This is a genomic window from Clostridioides sp. LIBA-6822 (assembly GCF_056688955.1).
Genome location: NZ_CP196995.1, coordinates 3,987,329 through 4,005,474, shown reverse-complemented (window position 1 = coordinate 4,005,474; position 18,146 = coordinate 3,987,329). Strand labels below are relative to the sequence as shown.

Here is an 18,146-nt window from a genome sequence, read left to right as displayed (position 1 = left end):
CCTTGAAATATACAATATTAGGATTCAGTCAGAAAAAGGCAGTAGAATTAGGATTAAATACAAAGGATTTACTTATATTGAGATGGTTTGTAGATTTTCTAGGTAGTGGCAGGATGGCAAGAAAACTTATTAATGGAATTGAATATTATTGGGTTGATTATTCTGGGGTTATTAAAGAGCTACCAATTCTTTATACAGAGAAGCATGACACTATTTATAGAGTACTCAAAAAGCTAGATAAAATAGGTATATTAGAACATGCTACATTAAAGCAAGGTGGTACATGGAGTTACTATAAATTAGGATATAGGTACATAGAGTTGATTAGTGATAGTTATCAACAGGTCGGAAATAAATCCGACTGCTCGGATATAAATCCGAACCACTCGGATAAAAATCCGACCCAAACGGATAAAAATCCGGAACGAAAAACCCATCCACTATATCCTTCTACTATACCTTGTAACCAAACCAGTGAGGTGGAGGAAAAGAAGAAAATAATTGAAGAAATGACACAATTAACAATAAGTAAAAATATGTGTAATATAATTAAAGATTGGGATATAGAAAGGCTTTTAGTAGCTATAGAAATATATAAAGAATGTGATGGTAAAAGTTTTAAATATCTGAAAACAGTCTATAGCAATGATGATAACTTTAGAAAAGATAAAAGTAAAAGCATTTCAGAGACAAAAAAGACTAAGTTTCATAATTTTAATGAGACATTTACTAAATACACATCTGATGAATTAGATGAGATTATTAAAAAAAGTCAGAAGGAGAAGTTCAGTTGAGCTAACTAATCTAGGGAGTAATTATACAATATTACTTCCTAGAAGTTAAATAAAAATATTGGAGGAATAGAAATGATAATAATTAGAAGTCAAGATAAATTAGGTTTAATGAGAACTGATAGGGTTGAAATAGGTTTTAATCGAATGTATGCAATACTTGAAAATGAAAATAGAAAAATAGCTGAATATGAAAGTAAGGAAAGAGCTATACAAGTGTTAAATGAGATACAAGAGTTTATAGAAAATGGAGTAAGAATGGATTATATAGATTCTTGCAGAGTTAGACACAATCAAGAGAAAGTATTTGAAATGCCAGCTGAATAAGGGGGATAAACATGGCTAAAGTTTGGATAGATGCAGGAGAGCTGTTAGAGAAAACTATGGATTTAGAAATTATGTATGAAAATAATCTAAAAAAAGTAAGAATTAAAAATAAGCGAGAAAATGTTATTGATTTGCAAATAAATAATAATGTGCAAGGTAGAAAGGGCAAGAAAGTAGAGTGTTTCAATATTAGAACTGGAGAAACTAAAGTATTTGATACTACTGTTGAAGCAAGTAAATATGTGCATTTTACAGATGTTCATATTGCTAACTTAGCAAGAACAGGTAAGGTTTCTAAAAATGGATGGAAAGCTAGATATATTCAAGAGGTGTCAGATGGTATTAGCAAATGTGGAACAAGTAATTAAATTAGCTGAAAAGATAATAAATAAGAGAAAGTGTTCTGTAAATAAAGCTATTGATATAGCTATAAAAATATTGAGCAAGTATGAATATGAGGGGATGTTAGAAAAATGAATATCAGCGTCGAAGAAGGTTTAAACTTATTTTTTAAAACAATATTTGAGTGGAATGACTTACCAAACTATGTATATAGCAATGAATATAAAGAAGCATTCGCAAAATGTATTATTGAAAAAAGTAAAAATAGTAAGTTGACTAAAGAGTATATTCTAAAATTGATTGACCATGAAACTGGAAACAAAAAACCTTATTTTGAATTTAATCGAGGAGGCATTAAAAAATGAGTAAAGTCATACAGTGTGATTTTTGTAAGAAAATATTTGAAAAAAATAATAGGGGATGTATCGAGCTATATAAAAAGAATATTGGAAATGAATTAATCAGTACAGGTAAACATATGTGTCCAGTATGCTACGAAAAATTTGGAGAGAAAGCAAAAAAGAAAGTGACTAATTTTGAAAAAGTAACTAGGGATAAAGAAAGTTTAATGGAGTTTTTATTTAAATGTGATGCAGAGTGTAGTTGTTGTATTTATGGAAATAAGAATGATTGCTATTATCCAACTAGTTGTATTGAAGGATGCGAAAAATGGCTTGAAAGTGAGGTAGAAGAATAATGAATAAGATTTATATATGCAGTTCACAAGGGTTAGAGGAAGTTGAAATATTAGAGGAAACAAAAGGTAGATATAAAGTAGGAAGGAATGGTCAATTTTTAAGAGTTATTAATAAAAGTGGACTTGATGCCAAATGTAGTGGTTATGTTGCTTCTTTAAATAAAGATAGAGCTATAAAAATTTGGAATGATGAAATAAACAGAGAAATAGAAAGATTGAAAGGATTTTTATATACAGAAAATATCTAACAAAAACAGTTTATAGAGTTGCAAAATGAATTTTAATATAAATTATTGTTGAAGTGTTTTGCGACTCTTAAAAATGAAAACAAGGGGTGAAATTATGATAATACATAAATTTATAATACATGTTTTGGATAAGAATAGCGATACTCCAATACTAAATGATTTTGAGGGTAGAGTTAGTCAAGATATTGAAGTTTTCTTTCAAAAGAAAATCAACAAAGTATTAAGAGATAATGACATCAGAAAAGCAGTATTTAATGACTATAGTAACAATCTAATTAAGAAATGTTGTGAACAGATAATATATGATGAAAACTCATTTTTAAGTAACTCTAAAGAAATAGCAGCTTATTTATTTGAGATTATGAAAGTGAATGCTACATTAGAATCTTGTGACTTAGCAATATGCTTATATACTGAAAAAGATGAAAAGGGAATTGCTATATTAAAACTTGATTACAACAAGTCGTATACTCATTCTATTGAGTTTGAAGATGATAAATTTAATATACAGATGTCTAAAAATGAAGTTAATATTCAAGAAACTAAAGCAATTAAAATTGCTACTTTGGTTGGCTTGAGTGGGATGAATGACGAGTATCATTTAAGAGTCTTAGACAAGGATGCAGAAAAGGAAGAAACTAATTCTAAGTTCGTTACAGAGTTTTTAAATGCTACTAAAATTAAAGATGATAAGTACAAAACTAAGGTGTTTAAAGGCTTGGTAGATGCTTTTATAGCGGATTTATATAGTGATATGAAGCAGGGCGAAGACGTAAGAAGTATCTTACTTTATATGCTAAGAGAAAAGCAAAAACTTGATATAAATGAGTTTACTGAAATAGCAATAAAGGAAGATTTAAAAGATAGTTTTAAGTACCATGCAGAGGAAAAAGGTCTTGATGGAAGTTTTAATATTGATAAAAAATGGGTTGAGAAAAATCTGAAAAATAGACATATAAAAACAGATACAGGGATTGAGATAAAAGGCAAAATGGATGATTTTGAGGATTTTATGAAGTATGGCATTAGACATAATGCTAATGGAACTGTAGATATAATTATTAAAAATGTTACTTTCTATAATGAGAAGTAGGTGCTCATATGAAAATAGGCTTAATAGATATTGATGGACATAACTTTCCTAACTTAGCTTTAATGAAAATAAGTGCATACCACAAACAACAAGGCGATAAAGTGGAATTTGTAAACTTCTTTGAGGAATATGACAAAGTATATAAAACCAAAGTATTTACTTTCTCAGATGATGATTGCACAGTTATAAATGCTAAGGAAGTCATAAAGGGTGGCACAGGATATGATTTACAGAATAAATTGCCATCACAGATTGAATTTATGTATCCAGATTATGATTTATATGATATTAAAAATGTCGCTTATGGCTATTTGACAAGAGGTTGTCCACGAGGGTGTGAGTTTTGCATAGTTCAAAAAAAGGAAGGGAATAAAAGTTATAAGGTAGCCGATTTAAACCAGTTTTGGAGGGGGCAAAAAGAGATTAAGCTATTAGACCCTAATATTTTAGCTTGTAGTAAGTGGGAAGAACTCTTAAAGCAACTTATAGATAGCAAAGCTTGGGTTGATTTCACTCAAGGGCTTGATATAAGACTTATGACAGAGAAAAAAGCAGAAATGATTAACAGAATTAAAATAAAACGGATCCATTTTGCATGGGACAATTATGAGTTCAATACATATGACAAGCTGAAAGAATTTAGAAGTAAATTGAACTTTAAAAAACAAAAACTAGGCGTTTATGTTCTTACTAATTTCAATACTACTTTTGAAGAAGATTTAGAGCGTGTTTATAAATTAAAAGAGTTAGATTATGACCCTTATATCATGATATTTGAAAAATGGAAATGCCATCATAAGTATAGAAGGTTGCAAAGATGGGTTAATAATAAGATTATTTTCAGAAGTGTAGATAAATTTGAAGATTATAAGAGGTGAGCATATGACTAATAAAGAAATGTGCAAGTCAAAGAATCTTGATGAAAGAGAAGTGTATAAGGAATTTGGGAAAGAGATTTGTGGTAGTTGCAAAAATACTAAGATAGATTGCGAAAGCAAAGATTGTGATATAGCACATAAAATATGGTTGAAGAAGGAAGCAGAAAATTATTTATAAAATTTGGAGGGAATAAAATGTTATTAGTTGAGAATAAAAATGATAGGTCCATTCTTGCAAAAGAATCGCTTGAAAGATTAGGGGCTAAAAATGTGAAAATATATAATATGGATACTGGGAGCAATGTTATATATTCAGTTGAAAATGGAAAAGAGCATCTAACTATATCAAATGAAAAAAGATTTCCTAATTGGAATGAAATTAAGTATGTTAGATATAAATTAATGAAACCAAATAAGACTATAGTACAGATATTGCCACCAAAACAAGAATATATAAATTTACATGAAAATTGCTTTCATCTTTGGGAAATAGAGGATAATGCAGTTCCAACTAAGTAATTTGTAAAAAGTAAATAGTCAAGGTAAGTTTGTGAATGAAACTAGAATGTTATAGACTTACTTTGACTTATAAAGAGGTGATTGTATGATACATGAATTGCAGATAGCTTCTAGTACTTTTAAAGATGTAATTAAGAATAAAAAACAAATTGAAGTAGAGCATATAGCAGATTTTAGAACAGGAGATACAGTTATATTACAGTCATTTAAAGATAAAAAAATTACAGAAATCGAAGTAAACAAAGAGATTGAGTATCTTGTTAAATTGGGAAATGGGTATGTTGAGCTAGGAATAAAATAAAAATTTAAGGAGGAAGAGTAAATGTTAGAATCTGCAACAGCAACTATAGCACTAGAAGATTTAGATGAATTAAGAAAAGATAGAGAGAATTTAAGACTATTAAAAAAAGAAATAGGTAAATTAATGAAGGTTGAAATGTATTGTGATAGATGCAGTAGGGATGATTGTGAGAATTGCAAAACAAAGATTAAAGTTGAAGTTGAAAAAGATGAAATTAAGGAATTTTTATTTAACTATATTTATTATAGTAGTAGTAAAGCACGTGACTGGATAGTTCATGAATGTGAAGTAGGAGAAGCGGAATTTTATTATATAGAGGATTAAGGAGAGGCAATGAAGATTAATTTTACAATAGATGGAGAACCAAAGGCAAAGGCACGACCTAGAATGAGTACATCAACTGGCAATGCTTATACACCTGAACAAACTGTACTTTATGAAAATTGGATTAGACTTATGTATAATTCTACAGTAAAACATTTCTTTGAAGGCAATGTTAAAATGACGGTTATTTGTTACTTTGATATTACTAAAAAAGATAGAGAAGCACTAAAGAAAAATAAGAAAAATACTAAAGCGTATAAGGATGCTATAGCTAAAGTAGAAGGTTCAATAAGACCAAGTAAAAAACCCGACTTAGATAATATAATCAAGTCTGTAGCTGATAGTTTGAATGGTATAGCTTATAAAGATGATTCTCAAATTGTAGAAGTAGTGAGTAAGAAATATTATAGTGATAAGCCTAGAGTTGAAGTTGTACTAGAGGATATTATATGAAAAGAGTCTAAATAAAAGTCACAATAAAATTATTAATATACTCTATAAAAAACGATACTAGTAAAATTAAACAAATCCATGTAAAGATGTGCTTTTTGAATGGATATGTCTTATTGAGTTTTTGTGCAGCAAATGCCAGTAAAAAATAAGTACAAAGTCTTATGAAGAAAACTATTAAATCTCCCATAAAATCCTCCTAATCTTATATAATCTAACCTTAGGATACTATGAGATATTAATAATAACAATAGATTTTTCGGAACTGTAAATAAATTGAAATGAATTATTCAAAAGAGAAAAGGAGTGCTTTCACACTCCACTTGTCAAAAATATAAAGCTTTTATATACAAATATTATTATAACATAAATAATTGATAGGAGTGTGGAAGTATGAATAAAAAGACACTATTCCAAGAGATTGAGGGAAGATTATATAACTATAAAAAATTAGAAAGTCAAATAAGAATAAAAGATATATATATTAAAAAGTTAGAAAATGAGTTTTGTGGATGTAAGGCTCTTGGTTATGAAGAAAAAACATCACCTACTTATAATATAAGTTCAAGTGTGGAAAATGAAGTTATTAAAAGAGAAGAGGATTTAAATAGATTAAAAGAGGATAAGAAAACATTAGAGATTGAAAAAGAAACTATAGAATGTGCATTAACAAGTCTAAATAGCTTTGAAACAGAGTTCTTCAATGAAATGTATATGAATAATGAAAAGATAAACATGGATTATATGTCTAATGCTATGCACATAGATAGAAGTCATTGCTTTAGAATAAGAAAAAGAATAGTTTGTAAAATCATGGATATGTTATATCCGAAAATAAAAGAGTTTGAATTGCCCATTTTTTCATGGAAAGCTTAAAAATGAGACTATTTTGAGACTTTTTGGAGACTATCATGAGACTTTTTATTGGCAAAAACGTGAGATAATAATATTGTGGAAATGACATATTTCCCTCTCAAAACTAAATTGGCTAGGGTTAAGGGATTGCCCTAGCCACTATACAATAATAGAGAAAGTAATGATATATTTGCGAATATATTATGGATTTAAAAAAAGGATGCCAAAACTGCACGCTCTATTATTATAAAGGGCTTAGATGTCAGTGACAGAAAGTCTTTTATGTGAACAGACTAGGCAGGGCATGAGGATGCTGTTAGTTCAATTCTAACTATGTTCAAAATCTATTGATACACTATATTAAGTATTTGAATTGAGATTAAAATCTCATACAATTTTGTATCTTAATTCAGAGGTCTAAAAATCGGGTGGGGCTTGGTAACCTCACTCACCATGCAGGTAGTGGTTTAATCTAGGTTCGATTCCTAGAACTTGCTACCAACAATATACATTCCCTAAAAAAGGCTAAGTTACCCCTACTTAGTCTTTTATCTTTTTTTAAAAAGGAGGTCTTAAAATGAACAAAAGAGAAGTTGTTTATCTTAATTTAGAAGATATAAAACCATATCAAAATAACCCTAGACGTAATAATGAAGCAATAGAGAAGGTTATTAAATCAATTGATGAGTTTGGATTTACTAACCCAATTTTAATTGATGAAGATAACATAATAATAGCAGGTCATACGAGGTATGAAGCGTCTAAACAATTAGAACTTAAACAAGTACCTTGCTTAGTTCTAGACAATTTAACAGAAGAACAAATAAAAGCTTACAGGTTAATAGATAACAAGACTAATGAATATGCTAGTTGGGATTATAATAAATTAGTTGAAGAATTATCTGACATAGTTAATATTGATATGAAAGAGTTCGATTTTAATATTAATGATTTTGAAGATTTAAGTATAAGTGATAAAGATTTTATATTAGATGAAGAATTAGAGGAAAAAGAGAAAAAAGGTAAGATGGTGAAATGTCCATGTTGTGGTGAGGAGTTTGAAGCATAATGAGGATTTTTCTTGCTGCAACAAAAAGTGGAATGAATAAAGAATTAAGATTAGAAACAATAGAGAAATGTAAACCTTTATATATCTTAGAAACTTTTTTTAATAAAGAGAAATCATGCCTAGAAGCTTTGCAAATAGTAGGAAATGAGAATTTTTTACTCGATAGTGGAGCTTTTTCTTTTATGAATGGTACAGAAATATCAAAACAAGAAATAGAAAACTATATTGATAGATATATAAAATTTATTAAAGACTACAATATAAAATATTTCTTTGAAGTAGATGTAGATGTGATTTTTGGACTGGAGCAAGTAGAAAAATGGACTAAAAAAATAGAAAATGAAGTAGGCAGACAATGTATACCTGTTTGGCATAAATCAAGAGGTGTGGAGTATTGGAAAAAACTATGTGAGGAGTACAAATATATTGCAGTTGGTGGGTTTGCAATAAATGATATAAAGAAACAAGAGTATCCTTTAATACAAAAAATGGTTGAGTATGCTTATCAAAAAGGTGTAAAAGTGCATGGATTAGGATTTACTAAGACAAAGATATTAAAATCATTTAAGTTTTATAGTGTTGATAGCAGTTCGTGGACAATAGGGGCATCAATTGGTCAACAACTTTACACTTTTAAAGATGGAGATATACATATAAGAAGGTTAGAAAAAGAAGGTAATAAGAAAACTGATTTGAAAAAATTAGTAGCTCATAGCATGTGTGAGTGGGTTAAATACCAAAAATATATGAATGGAGTGAGATGGTGAAAAAGACAGAAAGAAATTTAACATTATTAAATTGTGTATTTGTAACAAGCTTAGTGGTTTCTAATATTGTTGCAGGAAAGGTGATTGATGTATTTGGGCTTATAGTTCCTGCCGCAGTAGTGGCATATCCATTGACATTTCTATGTACTGACATAATTGGAGAAATATGGGGCAAAGAAGAAGCTAACAGAACAGTCAAAGCAGGTATTTTAATGCAGTTATTTAGTCTTTTATTAATTACAATAGCAATAGCCCTTCCAAGTGCAAGTTTTGCAACAGAGTATAGTAGTAACTTAAAAATAGTATTAGGACAAAATGCGAGGTTTGTATTAGCTAGTTTAATAGCTTATATATTAGCTCAAAGTAATGATGTATTTATATTTCATAAGCTAAAAGAGCGATTTAATGGAAAACATAAGTGGTTAAGAAACAATGCTAGTACTATGTTAAGCCAACTAATAGATACGGCTATATTTATTACAATCGGGTTTTGGGGTACTGTTCCAAATCTACTAGTAATGATTATAAGTCAGTATGTAGTTAAGTTCTTCTTAGCTTTAGCAGATACTCCATTCTTCTATTTATTAACTAGAAATAAAGAAATAAAAGTGGATAAACAAGCTTCATAATAAAAAATAAGATTCAAACGAATATAGAAATAATGAGGTGGTGGTGTGGCAAAAGCTAGAAGCCCCAACAGGGATAAAGCACTTAATTTATATATAGAACGCAATGGAAATATAACAAACAGAGAAATATCAGAAATATTAAAAGAAAATGAAAAAACAATAAGTAATTGGAAATGCAGAGATAAATGGAATGTAGTACTACGAAAAGGTGAATGTAGTACTACAAAGAAAAGAGGGGGGCAAATTGGCAATAAAAATGCTGTTGGCAGTGGTGCTCCAAAAGGAAATAAAAATAGATTAAAGCATGGTCTTTATGAAGGTGTTTACTGGGATACTTTAAGCGAAGAAGAAAAAGAAATGTTACAAGAAATGGAATTCGATAGAGAGGAACAACTTTTAAAAGAACAATTAATGTTGTTTACAGTAAGAGAACGACGATTGCTAAAATCTATAGAGAATTATAAAAATAAACCAAAAGGATTAGTTTTAGAAAGTGGAACAATAAGAAATTTAACAATACAAGGTAATCTTGTAAAAGATAATGAGCAAAAACAGATAGAAACAACTAGTAGAACTATAAGCGTATTTGAGGTAATACAAAAACTTGAATCTGAATTAACTAAAATACAATCTAAAAAAACTAGATGTATTGAACTTCTAAGTAAAATAAATAGCCAAGAAAATAGAGAAGATAAACTCGACAGATACTTTGATAAGCTTGAGAGTGTGATAAAAAATGATTGATAAATTATATCATAAAAAGCAACTTGAAGTTCTTGATTTTGCTTTAAATAATGACTATTTCATGTTAATAAATTATGGAGCTAAGAGGACTGGTAAAACAATAATTGACAATGATTTATTCTTGCTTGAACTTAGAAGGGTCAGAAAGATAGCTAATAAACTAGACATTAAGCTTCCTCAATACATTCTAGCAGGTGCAGATTTAGGAGCTTTACAAAGAAATGTACTGAATGAACTTACAAATAAGTATGATATTGAATTTAAGTTTGATAAACATAATAGATTTGTACTTTTTGGAGTTCAAGTATGTTGTTTTGGACACTCAAAAACGAATGACTTGGGAAGAATAAGAGGTATGACTTCGTTTGGTGCATACATAAACGAAGGTACAGTTGCAAATGAAGTGGTTTTCAATGAAATAAAGTCAAGATGCAGTGGCGAGGGTGCTAGAATACTTGTAGATACTAACCCCGACCAACCCGAGCATTGGTTGAAAACTGATTTTGTAGACAAGACAGATGGGAAAGCTATTCAATCTTTCCATTACACATTAGATGATAATATATTTTTGAGTGAAAGATATAGAGAAAATATTAAAAAAACTACTCCTAGCGGTGTTTTTTATGATAGGGACATAAATGGCTTATGGGTTTCAGCAGATGGGCTTGTTTATCAAGATTTCAATAAAGATATACATTATATATCTAAAGATAAATTGAATGATATTAACTTTGTAAGATACTTTGCAGGTGTTGACTGGGGCTATGAACATTTTGGAGCTATTGTTGTAATTGGTGAGGATGATAAAGGCAACTTATACTTATTAGAAGAACATTCAGCTCAACACAAAGAAATTGATTATTGGACAGATAAAGCTAAGAGTATAAAAGAGAAATATGGAAATATAAAGTTTTATTGTGACAGTGCTAGACCCGAACATTTGGCAGCATTTAAAAGAAATGGGATAAAAGCTTTTAATGCTAACAAAGCGAGATTGTCGGGTATTGAAGCAGTTGCAAAAAGGTTTAAAACTAATACTTTATTTATAGTTTATGAGAATGTTAATTTATTTAGAAAAGAAATTTTTATGTATGCTTGGAACAAAAATACAGGTGAGCCAATTAAACAATGGGATGATGTATTAGACGCACTTAGATATGCTATTTATACAGATTCATTAGGTACAGGAATTAAAGTGCTTACACCAAGTGGAAGAAGGTGATAAATTGGAACTAGATGTAATAAAAAAGTTAATTGAACAAACTAATAGTAAACATAATAACTTTGTTAAAAAGGCTGATGAAGCTGAAAAATACTATAAAAATGAAAATGATATTATAAGAGATAGAAGCCCTAATAATGTTGGCAAAGTAAATACAACCAATAATCCATTACGAAATGCAGACAATAGAATACCATTTAATTGGTTTGGTTTTTTAGTTAATCAAAAAATATCATATCTGTTCACTTATCCTCCTACATTTGACGTTGGAGATGATAGTATAAATTCAAAGATAACCGATATTTTAGGTGATAGATACCCAAAAGAAGCCAAGACACTTGGGAAAAATGCTAGTATATGCTCTAAAGCATGGCTACATGTTTGGGAGGATGATAATAACGACTTTCAATATACTAATATAGACCCCCGCCAAATAAGAGCAGTATATTCATCAGATTTAAATGGAAAGCTTCTCGCAGTACTTAGAGAGTATGAAAAGACTGATGCCGAAGGAAAAGAATATGCAATCTATGAGTATTGGACAGATGAATGTTGTTATACTTACGGAAATAAAAATGGGAAGAGTGACATTAATGGATTAGAGATACTTAATAAATTTATAGAGAAAAACTTAGATAATAAACTTGAAACTCAAACTAATGTGTACAAACATAACTTTGGAGAAGTTCCGTTTATTGAATTTCCAAACAATGATTTAGAGGTAAGAGACTTAGATAATGTTAAACACCTCATTGATGTATACGACAAGGTTTATAGCGGTTTTGTGAATGATATTGAAGATATACAAGAAGTTATTTTTGTTCTTACAAATTATGGAGGTGCAGACTTAACAGAGTTCTTAAAAGGACTTAAAGAATATAAAACTATTGATTTACAAAGTAGTGGTGCAGATGATAAGAGTGGACTAAGTACAATTACAATAAATATTCCAATAGAAGCTCGAGATTCGCTTCTTAAAACAACTGAAAAGCAAATATATGTACAAGGTCAAGGAGTTGACCCTAAACCCGAAAATTTTGCGAATACAAGTGGTGTAGCACTTAAATTTCTATACACTTTATTGGAATTAAAAGCAGGTTTAATGGAAACTGAGTTTAGACTAGGGTTCGCTAAACTGGTTAGAATGATATGTAGATATTTAGGATATTCTCCTAAAAGGGTTTTACAGACTTGGACTAGAAATATGATTCAAAATGACTTGGAGTTAGCAGAGATATGCTCTAAGAGTGTTGGAATAGTATCAGAAAAGACTAATTTAAAAAATCATCCACTTGTAGATAATGCGGAGGAAGAAGAAAAACAGATTAAGAAAGAAAAAGAAGATAGCCAACAAGAATATGATAATCTAATTCCTAATCAAGATGGTGTCATAGATGAAACATAAAGATTATTGGAGGAAGAGATTTGAACAATTAGAAGAAGCTCAGAATAATAAAAGTGTAAAATATTATCTTGAATTGGAAAAGCAATACAAATTAGCTATGAATAGTATAGAAAAAGATATATTATCATGGTATAACAGATTTGCTGAAAATGAAGGTATTTCTTTGTTAGAAGCTAAGAAGCTACTTAACACAAGAGAGTTGGAAGAGTTTAAGTGGAGTGTTGAGGAATATATTAAATATGGCAAAGAAAATGCTATTAATCAAAAGTGGATGAAAGAGTTAGAAAATGCTAGTGCAAGGGTTCATATAACGAGGCTTGAAGCTTTAAAGTTACAAATACAACAACAAGTAGAAGTTCTTTATGGAAATGAACTTGATAGTATTGATAAACTAATGAGAGATATTTATACAAGTGGATATTATCACACAGTTTTTAATATTCAACAAGGTATTGGTGTTGGTTGGAGCTTAATGAGTCTTGATACTAACAGAATAAATAAAGTAATATCTAAGCCATGGACGAGTGATGGGTTAAATTTCTCAGAAAGAATTTGGGGTAAACATAGACCTGCTCTAATTAATGAGCTACATACTAAACTTACTCAATCAATTATAAAAGGAGAAAATCCAAAAAGTTTAGTAAATGACTTTGCTAAAAGATTTAATGTATCCAAATCCCAAGCTAAGAATTTAATAATGACTGAATCAGCTTTCTTTGCATCAGCTTCTAGGAAAGATTGTTTCAATGATTTAAATGTAGAGAAATATGAGATAGTTGCCACATTAGATTTAAAAACATCAAATATTTGTAGAGAACTAGATGGTAAAGTATTTGATATGAAAGATTATAAAGTTGGAATAATAGCTCCACCGTTTCATTGTCATTGTAGGACTACAACATCTCCTTGGTTCGAGGGTGAAGAAGGTTATAGAGTAGCAAGAGATGAAAATGGTAAAACTTATTATGTGCCATCAAGTATGAAATATCAAGAATGGTATGAGAAATACATTAATAAAAACATTAAGTTACCAGATAATGAACAACTTGCAATTAATAAATATATAAGTAGTGATTCTTATAAAATTAATGAGAAGCTTAGAAATGGTCTTACATTGACAAATGAGGACAAAAGGTTTATAAATGACTTAGATAGTGCATTAGATAAGATGTCTAACTATAAAGGAGAGGTAAATAGGTCTTTATATTTCTTTAATGATAGTGATAAAATAGCTTTTTTAGATAAACATCAAGTAGGTAAAGAAATAATCTATAATGAATATATCTCTACATCCAGTAAGGGTGAATATAATCCAAGTGGTCAAGTTGAATTAAATATTATAAGTGCAAATGGTAAAGATATAAGAAAATATAATCCTCAAGAAGCAGAAATTTTATTTAAAAGAAATAGCAAGTTTATAACTACTGATAATTTTGAATATGATGGGAAATATTATATAACAATGAAAGAGGTGTAATATGAAAAAGGATAATGAAAAATTATTTTCAGCACCAAGATGGGCAGAAATACCACAAGGTAAAGTAGTTGGAGAAAGACGTTTAACAGAAGAAGAAGTGAAAGAAGCTCAAGAAATTAGAAGAAAGATAATTGAAAGAAAAATTAATAATAAAGAATAAAAGCACTTGCTAAATGATTAATTAGTAGGTGCTTTTATTATGTAAAAATTTAGTTGAGAGGGTGATTTGAAATGTTTAAATTATATATTTTATCAATAATTGTGTTTTTCACAGGGTTTTATTTGTATATGTTAAGACTTGGAAATATTAAAGAAGTAATCGAAACTTTAAAGAAATATAAGGCTTGGAGAAACTATAAACTTATTTTTATAGCTTTGTTTCCATTGTTAAACTTTATTCTTGGTTTAATATTTATAGCAGTTTCTTTATTTGCAACAAATAAGGATATAATTAAAAGTTTGGAGGATGATAAATAAAATGGCTAAATTTAAAAGGAAGTCCGAGGAAGTAGAAGCCTTCAAATGGATATTAGGAAGTACAAACACTCCTAAATGGTTTTATCAAGCTTTTGAAAAAGGAACTATATGGCTTGATGAATCTTTAAACTCTATGAATCGCAAAGGTGAAGTAAAGAAAACTATTTGTATAAAGTATAAAAATGGAGTTATTAGAGCAACTAATGGAGATTTTATTATAAAAGATAGTGAAGGTAAAATCTATTCTTGTGCATGTGGGGAATTTGAAAAGTATTATGAGGATTTAGATGATGAAAAAACAAAGATTTCTGATAAAGTTTTTAAATATCCAAGTGAGATGGTATCAAAAGAGGTAAGGTTAATATGTCCAGAAATGAAACTTGAAATTGTAGGATTTAAGGAGGATGAATAAATGGCTAGATTTGTAAAGAAAGCAATTGAAGTGGAAGCTTTTAGATTTGATATAGATGTAGAACCAACAGTATGGATACGAAAAGAGATTGAACGTGGCAATGCTTGGGTTGAACACTCTATTGATAAGGCACATACTAAATTGTTCATAAGAACTCTTGAAGGGCTGATATATCAAGTTAACATAGGGGATTATGTTATACAAGGTGTAAAAGGAGAAATATATCCTTGTAAAGCAGATATGTTTGAAATGACTTATGAGAAAGTTGGATATAGAGGGAAAAATAAATTATCAACAGAGATGACTTTAGATTCAACAAACTTTCAAGAAAATATTAAAAATGCCACAAAGGAATTAGAGTTTTTTATAGAAACCTTAGAAAAAGCAGATGATAAAATTGATAAACTAACAGAAAAAATGAATAAATATGCTTGTAAAGTTGATGTAGATAAGATTGTAAAACAGTTAGTGAAACACCTAAGAGAAGGTATTGAATAAGTTTTGGGGGATGGAAATATGTTTAAAAAGAAATATATTAAAAAGCCAAGTAAAATAAGCGTTAGAAATATTATAGCATTTATTATTACAGTTATTGGTATAGCATTAGGTGTTTTTACAGGTATCAACATAATTATGGCTCATGTTTTAGGTATAGCTAACATGGTAGATAATAATACTTTTACATGTGTTAGATTAGTTTATGGCTTAGTAGGAGTTATAAGTGGGTATTTGATAGGAAAAGCAATATACCTTATGGCTTCACTAATAAGCTATATTATTTATGAATAATTTGTTTAAAGGTTTTTATTAGGTAAAAAACAAAAGGAGGATTGCATTATTGAAAGAGTATGTAATTTGGTTTAAGAGTGGAAATTGTGTATCTGGAATAGTAGATGAAGATGTTGCTGATAAGTTAATGCAAGATTTTATTGAAGTTGACTCAGATTGTAGAGACTTGAAAGGATATTTAGATGAAGATGGAACAACAATAATAGATTTATCACAAATAGAAGCTATATCAATAAATAATTGTAATGAGAATAATAATATTGGTTTTAGTAAGTCCTAGATAGGGCTTTTTTATTATGTAAAAATGAAAGGAGAATTAAATAAAATGAAAAAAGGTGAACTGATTGCACTAGGTCTTAGTGAAGAAGATGCAAAGAAAGTAGAAGTTGAATCGATAAAAGAATTAGAAAATTATATTAATAAGATTGAGTATGAAAAAGTAAAAGAAGAATTAAAAGCATCCAAAGAAGCAATTGAAGGTTTTAAGGATGGAATGACAAAAGAGCAGATTGAAGAGCTTAAAAAAGGTTATGAGACTAAATTAACTGCAAAAGATGAAGAATATCAAAAAAAATTAAAAGAAAAAGAGCAAAGAGAGTTTGACATAGCGTTAGAAAATGAACTTATTAAGCTTAATGTTCATAGTACTAAAGCAGCAAAAGCAGAACTTGATTTAGAAAGGGTAAAATATGAAAATGGTACTTTTACGGGGCTAAAGGAACAGACTGATAGTTGGGCAACTCAAAAGTCTTTCTTAATAAAAACAGGAGAAACTAAGATAAATTACAATCCCGATAATGGCAATAAAAATACATTAAGCAGGGCTGAAAATATTGCAAAAGAAAAAAATGAGGAAGGTTCAAAAAATCCATATGCCGACGCATGGAGTATAAAATAAAAAGGAGGATAAAGTATGTATTTTAAAGAGGTAAATTTTAATAACACACCCGAATTTCTAGCTTCTCAACACTATATTAACTTTACAAATACAGTATTAGATACAGATGTAGTGGCTGATGAAAATGGCAGAAAGTATGTATTAGCAGGAAGCTTATTAGGTGAAAGTGGAAAGGTAGTAAAGATAGCTAGAGCAGGTTCTTCGGGTAGCTATACATACACATTATCAGAAGACCCTGTAGGAATTGTATTTGCAACTGTAGATGTTACTTATGGACCACAACCAGTTGCATCAATGGTAGAAGGTTATGTAATAACTGAAAGATTACAAGGTGAGTATGTAAAAGAAGCTATAGAAACTATAAAGACAAAATTACCAAATATTAAATTTATGTAGGAGGATGAAATATGGCAAGAGTAGAGGAATTATTATCAGTTCAAGAGCTGATAAACTATACAAAGACTAGAAAACTGAAAGAAACAATGGGAGATTTATTGTTTCCAACTCAAAAGATAGAAGGGCTTGAAATAAAAATGATAAAAGGTGCATCTAACCTTCCAGTATCAGCAAGTGTTCATGCGTTTGATACAGAAGCAGAAATTGCATCAAGAGAAGGTGCTAATTTAAGTATAGCTGAACTTGCACTTGTAAAAAGAAAAATAAAGCTAGATGAAAAAGATATAATTGTACTTGAACAACCAAGAAATTCTCAAGAAGAAACTCAGATGATAAATCAAATATTTAATGATGTTGATAACCTTGTATCAAGTGTAAATACTAGAATAGAAGCAATGAGAATGGAAGTGCTATCAACTGGAGAATTGAATATAAATGAAAATGGAGTTAAAGCTGCTTTAAAATATGGAACTCCAACAAATCATAAAGAAACAAAAACTTGGTCTAGTGGAACACCAGATATATTAGGAGATATTTATAATATGACTGATAAAATAGTTGTTGATACTGGATTTACTCCAACAAGGTCATTAACTTCTAAAACTATCCTAAATGTGATATTAAGAGATGAAAAACTAAGAAAGGCTATATTTGGTATAAATAGTGATAAACTACTTACTTTAAATGAATTAAATACATTTTTAGTTTCTCAATCTCTTCCACCTATTTTTACTTATGATGAAAGATATAGAGTACAAGGCAAGGATGGCAAGTACGCAACAAAGAGATTCTTAGATGAAAATAAGTTTATACTTATGCCTGATGGTAAGATGGGAGATACTTTCTTTGGATTAACAGCAGAGGAGTTAGAACTTAGAAAAAACCCAGCAATAGATATTAGTTCAGTTGGAAATATAATTGTAGAACAATACTCTACTGCTGACCCAGTTGCTAAGTGGATAAAAGCAGTTGCAACAGTTTTACCTAGCTTTCCTTATGCCGACCAAGTGTTTATGGGTACAATAAATTAGAGGTG

The 18,146-nt window shown here is 29.3% G+C and carries 31 protein-coding genes; all 31 read left to right on the top strand.

Annotation, left to right across the window (positions count from 1 at the left end):
* Positions 1-2 precede the first annotated feature (2 nt).
* Positions 3-794 carry a hypothetical protein gene (locus ACTG48_RS19000; protein ID WP_479917704.1) on the top strand — a complete coding sequence of 264 codons (792 nt, stop codon included), beginning with the start codon at positions 3-5 and terminating at the stop codon, positions 792-794.
* Between the two features lie 72 nt (positions 795-866).
* Positions 867-1,118 (top strand): hypothetical protein, encoded by a 252-nt coding sequence (locus ACTG48_RS18995; RefSeq protein ID WP_479917703.1) that lies wholly within the window; start codon positions 867-869, stop codon positions 1,116-1,118.
* A gap of 11 nt (positions 1,119-1,129) precedes the next feature.
* Positions 1,130-1,486, top strand: a complete 357-nt coding sequence (locus tag ACTG48_RS18990) for a hypothetical protein (RefSeq protein WP_479917702.1) — start codon at positions 1,130-1,132, stop codon at positions 1,484-1,486.
* Positions 1,455-1,595 carry a hypothetical protein gene (locus ACTG48_RS18985; protein WP_479917701.1) on the top strand — a complete coding sequence of 47 codons (141 nt, stop codon included), beginning with the start codon at positions 1,455-1,457 and terminating at the stop codon, positions 1,593-1,595. The genes ACTG48_RS18990 and ACTG48_RS18985 overlap by 32 nt, the downstream gene beginning before the upstream one ends.
* A complete protein-coding gene (locus tag ACTG48_RS18980) occupies positions 1,592-1,825 on the top strand; it encodes a hypothetical protein (RefSeq protein WP_479917700.1) in 234 nt (77 codons plus the stop codon). The genes ACTG48_RS18985 and ACTG48_RS18980 overlap by 4 nt, the downstream gene beginning before the upstream one ends.
* Positions 1,822-2,157 (top strand): hypothetical protein, encoded by a 336-nt coding sequence (locus ACTG48_RS18975; RefSeq protein ID WP_479917699.1) that lies wholly within the window; start codon positions 1,822-1,824, stop codon positions 2,155-2,157. The genes ACTG48_RS18980 and ACTG48_RS18975 overlap by 4 nt, the downstream gene beginning before the upstream one ends.
* Positions 2,157-2,405, top strand: coding sequence for a hypothetical protein (locus tag ACTG48_RS18970; protein WP_479917698.1), 249 nt, complete (start codon positions 2,157-2,159; stop codon positions 2,403-2,405). The genes ACTG48_RS18975 and ACTG48_RS18970 overlap by 1 nt, the downstream gene beginning before the upstream one ends.
* A 94-nt stretch (positions 2,406-2,499) precedes the next feature.
* Entirely contained in the window at positions 2,500-3,498 is a 999-nt protein-coding gene (locus tag ACTG48_RS18965) for a nucleoid-associated protein (protein ID WP_479917697.1), read from the top strand.
* An 8-nt stretch (positions 3,499-3,506) separates the two neighbouring features.
* Positions 3,507-4,376 carry a radical SAM protein gene (locus ACTG48_RS18960; RefSeq protein ID WP_479917696.1) on the top strand — a complete coding sequence of 290 codons (870 nt, stop codon included), beginning with the start codon at positions 3,507-3,509 and terminating at the stop codon, positions 4,374-4,376.
* A gap of 4 nt (positions 4,377-4,380) precedes the next feature.
* On the top strand, positions 4,381-4,554 hold the full coding sequence (locus ACTG48_RS18955) for a hypothetical protein (protein ID WP_479917695.1): 174 nt from the start codon (positions 4,381-4,383) through the stop codon (positions 4,552-4,554).
* 17 nt (positions 4,555-4,571) lie between these two features.
* Entirely contained in the window at positions 4,572-4,895 is a 324-nt protein-coding gene (locus tag ACTG48_RS18950) for a DUF1827 family protein (protein ID WP_479917694.1), read from the top strand.
* Positions 4,896-4,980: 85 nt separating this feature from the next.
* Positions 4,981-5,196 carry a DUF3850 domain-containing protein gene (locus ACTG48_RS18945; RefSeq protein WP_479917693.1) on the top strand — a complete coding sequence of 72 codons (216 nt, stop codon included), beginning with the start codon at positions 4,981-4,983 and terminating at the stop codon, positions 5,194-5,196.
* 21 nt (positions 5,197-5,217) lie between these two features.
* Positions 5,218-5,520, top strand: a complete 303-nt coding sequence (locus ACTG48_RS18940) for a hypothetical protein (RefSeq protein ID WP_227437393.1) — start codon at positions 5,218-5,220, stop codon at positions 5,518-5,520.
* Positions 5,521-5,529: 9 nt separating this feature from the next.
* The gene (locus ACTG48_RS18935) at positions 5,530-5,973 is read left to right on the top strand and encodes a RusA family crossover junction endodeoxyribonuclease (RefSeq protein ID WP_479917035.1); all 444 of its coding nucleotides are present in this window, start codon (positions 5,530-5,532) and stop codon (positions 5,971-5,973) included.
* Between the two features lie 390 nt (positions 5,974-6,363).
* A complete protein-coding gene (locus tag ACTG48_RS18930) occupies positions 6,364-6,846 on the top strand; it encodes a hypothetical protein (protein ID WP_479917692.1) in 483 nt (160 codons plus the stop codon).
* A gap of 556 nt (positions 6,847-7,402) precedes the next feature.
* Positions 7,403-7,894, top strand: a complete 492-nt coding sequence (locus ACTG48_RS18925; protein WP_479917691.1) for a ParB N-terminal domain-containing protein — start codon at positions 7,403-7,405, stop codon at positions 7,892-7,894.
* Positions 7,894-8,661, top strand: a complete 768-nt coding sequence (locus tag ACTG48_RS18920; RefSeq protein ID WP_479917690.1) for a hypothetical protein — start codon at positions 7,894-7,896, stop codon at positions 8,659-8,661. Before ACTG48_RS18925 ends, ACTG48_RS18920 begins: the two co-directional genes overlap by 1 nt.
* Complete coding sequence (locus ACTG48_RS18915) at positions 8,658-9,290, top strand: queuosine precursor transporter (RefSeq protein WP_479917168.1); 633 nt, start codon at positions 8,658-8,660, stop codon at positions 9,288-9,290. Before ACTG48_RS18920 ends, ACTG48_RS18915 begins: the two co-directional genes overlap by 4 nt.
* 45 nt (positions 9,291-9,335) lie before the next feature.
* A complete protein-coding gene (gene terS / locus ACTG48_RS18910) occupies positions 9,336-10,034 on the top strand; it encodes a phage terminase small subunit (RefSeq protein WP_479917167.1) in 699 nt (232 codons plus the stop codon).
* Positions 10,027-11,256: a PBSX family phage terminase large subunit gene (locus ACTG48_RS18905; RefSeq protein ID WP_479917166.1), complete on the top strand. Its 1,230-nt coding sequence runs from the start codon at positions 10,027-10,029 to the stop codon at positions 11,254-11,256. The genes terS and ACTG48_RS18905 overlap by 8 nt, the downstream gene beginning before the upstream one ends.
* Positions 11,243-12,661 carry a phage portal protein gene (locus ACTG48_RS18900; protein ID WP_479917165.1) on the top strand — a complete coding sequence of 473 codons (1,419 nt, stop codon included), beginning with the start codon at positions 11,243-11,245 and terminating at the stop codon, positions 12,659-12,661. The genes ACTG48_RS18905 and ACTG48_RS18900 overlap by 14 nt, the downstream gene beginning before the upstream one ends.
* Positions 12,651-14,138, top strand: a complete 1,488-nt coding sequence (locus ACTG48_RS18895; RefSeq protein ID WP_479917164.1) for a minor capsid protein — start codon at positions 12,651-12,653, stop codon at positions 14,136-14,138. The genes ACTG48_RS18900 and ACTG48_RS18895 overlap by 11 nt, the downstream gene beginning before the upstream one ends.
* Before the next feature lies 1 nt (position 14,139).
* Positions 14,140-14,298 carry a hypothetical protein gene (locus tag ACTG48_RS18890; protein ID WP_479917689.1) on the top strand — a complete coding sequence of 53 codons (159 nt, stop codon included), beginning with the start codon at positions 14,140-14,142 and terminating at the stop codon, positions 14,296-14,298.
* 71 nt (positions 14,299-14,369) lie between these two features.
* Positions 14,370-14,615 carry a hypothetical protein gene (locus ACTG48_RS18885; RefSeq protein ID WP_479917163.1) on the top strand — a complete coding sequence of 82 codons (246 nt, stop codon included), beginning with the start codon at positions 14,370-14,372 and terminating at the stop codon, positions 14,613-14,615.
* Between the two features lies 1 nt (position 14,616).
* A complete protein-coding gene (locus tag ACTG48_RS18880; RefSeq protein WP_479917162.1) occupies positions 14,617-15,027 on the top strand; it encodes a hypothetical protein in 411 nt (136 codons plus the stop codon).
* A complete protein-coding gene (locus ACTG48_RS18875; RefSeq protein ID WP_479917161.1) occupies positions 15,028-15,525 on the top strand; it encodes a hypothetical protein in 498 nt (165 codons plus the stop codon). It abuts the gene before it with no gap.
* A gap of 18 nt (positions 15,526-15,543) precedes the next feature.
* Positions 15,544-15,816: a hypothetical protein gene (locus ACTG48_RS18870; RefSeq protein ID WP_479917160.1), complete on the top strand. Its 273-nt coding sequence runs from the start codon at positions 15,544-15,546 to the stop codon at positions 15,814-15,816.
* A gap of 49 nt (positions 15,817-15,865) precedes the next feature.
* Positions 15,866-16,096, top strand: a complete 231-nt coding sequence (locus tag ACTG48_RS18865; protein ID WP_479917688.1) for a hypothetical protein — start codon at positions 15,866-15,868, stop codon at positions 16,094-16,096.
* 45 nt (positions 16,097-16,141) lie between these two features.
* On the top strand, positions 16,142-16,714 hold the full coding sequence (locus tag ACTG48_RS18860) for a phage scaffolding protein (protein ID WP_479917687.1): 573 nt from the start codon (positions 16,142-16,144) through the stop codon (positions 16,712-16,714).
* A 15-nt stretch (positions 16,715-16,729) separates the two neighbouring features.
* A complete protein-coding gene (locus ACTG48_RS18855) occupies positions 16,730-17,110 on the top strand; it encodes a hypothetical protein (protein ID WP_479917686.1) in 381 nt (126 codons plus the stop codon).
* An 11-nt stretch (positions 17,111-17,121) separates the two neighbouring features.
* A complete protein-coding gene (locus ACTG48_RS18850; protein WP_479917685.1) occupies positions 17,122-18,141 on the top strand; it encodes a major capsid protein in 1,020 nt (339 codons plus the stop codon).
* Positions 18,142-18,146 lie beyond the last annotated feature (5 nt).

What these genes read in the sequence shown, in the direction of transcription:
- ACTG48_RS18925 (WP_479917691.1), top strand. Translation starts at nt 7,403, where the DNA reads ATGAACAAAAGAGAAGTTGTTTATCTTAATTTAGAAGATATAAAACCA.
- ACTG48_RS18960 (WP_479917696.1), top strand. Translation starts at nt 3,507, where the DNA reads ATGAAAATAGGCTTAATAGATATTGATGGACATAACTTTCCTAACTTA.
- ACTG48_RS18995 (WP_479917703.1), top strand. Translation starts at nt 867, where the DNA reads ATGATAATAATTAGAAGTCAAGATAAATTAGGTTTAATGAGAACTGAT.
- ACTG48_RS18980 (WP_479917700.1), top strand. Translation starts at nt 1,592, where the DNA reads ATGAATATCAGCGTCGAAGAAGGTTTAAACTTATTTTTTAAAACAATA.
- ACTG48_RS18890 (WP_479917689.1), top strand. Translation starts at nt 14,140, where the DNA reads ATGAAAAAGGATAATGAAAAATTATTTTCAGCACCAAGATGGGCAGAA.
- ACTG48_RS18945 (WP_479917693.1), top strand. Translation starts at nt 4,981, where the DNA reads ATGATACATGAATTGCAGATAGCTTCTAGTACTTTTAAAGATGTAATT.
- ACTG48_RS18990 (WP_479917702.1), top strand. Translation starts at nt 1,130, where the DNA reads ATGGCTAAAGTTTGGATAGATGCAGGAGAGCTGTTAGAGAAAACTATG.
- ACTG48_RS18985 (WP_479917701.1), top strand. Translation starts at nt 1,455, where the DNA reads ATGGTATTAGCAAATGTGGAACAAGTAATTAAATTAGCTGAAAAGATA.
- ACTG48_RS18920 (WP_479917690.1), top strand. Translation starts at nt 7,894, where the DNA reads ATGAGGATTTTTCTTGCTGCAACAAAAAGTGGAATGAATAAAGAATTA.
- ACTG48_RS18860 (WP_479917687.1), top strand. Translation starts at nt 16,142, where the DNA reads ATGAAAAAAGGTGAACTGATTGCACTAGGTCTTAGTGAAGAAGATGCA.
- ACTG48_RS18965 (WP_479917697.1), top strand. Translation starts at nt 2,500, where the DNA reads ATGATAATACATAAATTTATAATACATGTTTTGGATAAGAATAGCGAT.
- ACTG48_RS18940 (WP_227437393.1), top strand. Translation starts at nt 5,218, where the DNA reads ATGTTAGAATCTGCAACAGCAACTATAGCACTAGAAGATTTAGATGAA.
- ACTG48_RS18895 (WP_479917164.1), top strand. Translation starts at nt 12,651, where the DNA reads ATGAAACATAAAGATTATTGGAGGAAGAGATTTGAACAATTAGAAGAA.
- ACTG48_RS18935 (WP_479917035.1), top strand. Translation starts at nt 5,530, where the DNA reads ATGAAGATTAATTTTACAATAGATGGAGAACCAAAGGCAAAGGCACGA.
- ACTG48_RS18850 (WP_479917685.1), top strand. Translation starts at nt 17,122, where the DNA reads ATGGCAAGAGTAGAGGAATTATTATCAGTTCAAGAGCTGATAAACTAT.
- ACTG48_RS18905 (WP_479917166.1), top strand. Translation starts at nt 10,027, where the DNA reads ATGATTGATAAATTATATCATAAAAAGCAACTTGAAGTTCTTGATTTT.
- ACTG48_RS18855 (WP_479917686.1), top strand. Translation starts at nt 16,730, where the DNA reads ATGTATTTTAAAGAGGTAAATTTTAATAACACACCCGAATTTCTAGCT.
- ACTG48_RS18955 (WP_479917695.1), top strand. Translation starts at nt 4,381, where the DNA reads ATGACTAATAAAGAAATGTGCAAGTCAAAGAATCTTGATGAAAGAGAA.
- ACTG48_RS18875 (WP_479917161.1), top strand. Translation starts at nt 15,028, where the DNA reads ATGGCTAGATTTGTAAAGAAAGCAATTGAAGTGGAAGCTTTTAGATTT.
- ACTG48_RS18950 (WP_479917694.1), top strand. Translation starts at nt 4,572, where the DNA reads ATGTTATTAGTTGAGAATAAAAATGATAGGTCCATTCTTGCAAAAGAA.
- ACTG48_RS18885 (WP_479917163.1), top strand. Translation starts at nt 14,370, where the DNA reads ATGTTTAAATTATATATTTTATCAATAATTGTGTTTTTCACAGGGTTT.
- ACTG48_RS18975 (WP_479917699.1), top strand. Translation starts at nt 1,822, where the DNA reads ATGAGTAAAGTCATACAGTGTGATTTTTGTAAGAAAATATTTGAAAAA.
- ACTG48_RS18870 (WP_479917160.1), top strand. Translation starts at nt 15,544, where the DNA reads ATGTTTAAAAAGAAATATATTAAAAAGCCAAGTAAAATAAGCGTTAGA.
- ACTG48_RS18970 (WP_479917698.1), top strand. Translation starts at nt 2,157, where the DNA reads ATGAATAAGATTTATATATGCAGTTCACAAGGGTTAGAGGAAGTTGAA.
- ACTG48_RS18880 (WP_479917162.1), top strand. Translation starts at nt 14,617, where the DNA reads ATGGCTAAATTTAAAAGGAAGTCCGAGGAAGTAGAAGCCTTCAAATGG.
- ACTG48_RS18930 (WP_479917692.1), top strand. Translation starts at nt 6,364, where the DNA reads ATGAATAAAAAGACACTATTCCAAGAGATTGAGGGAAGATTATATAAC.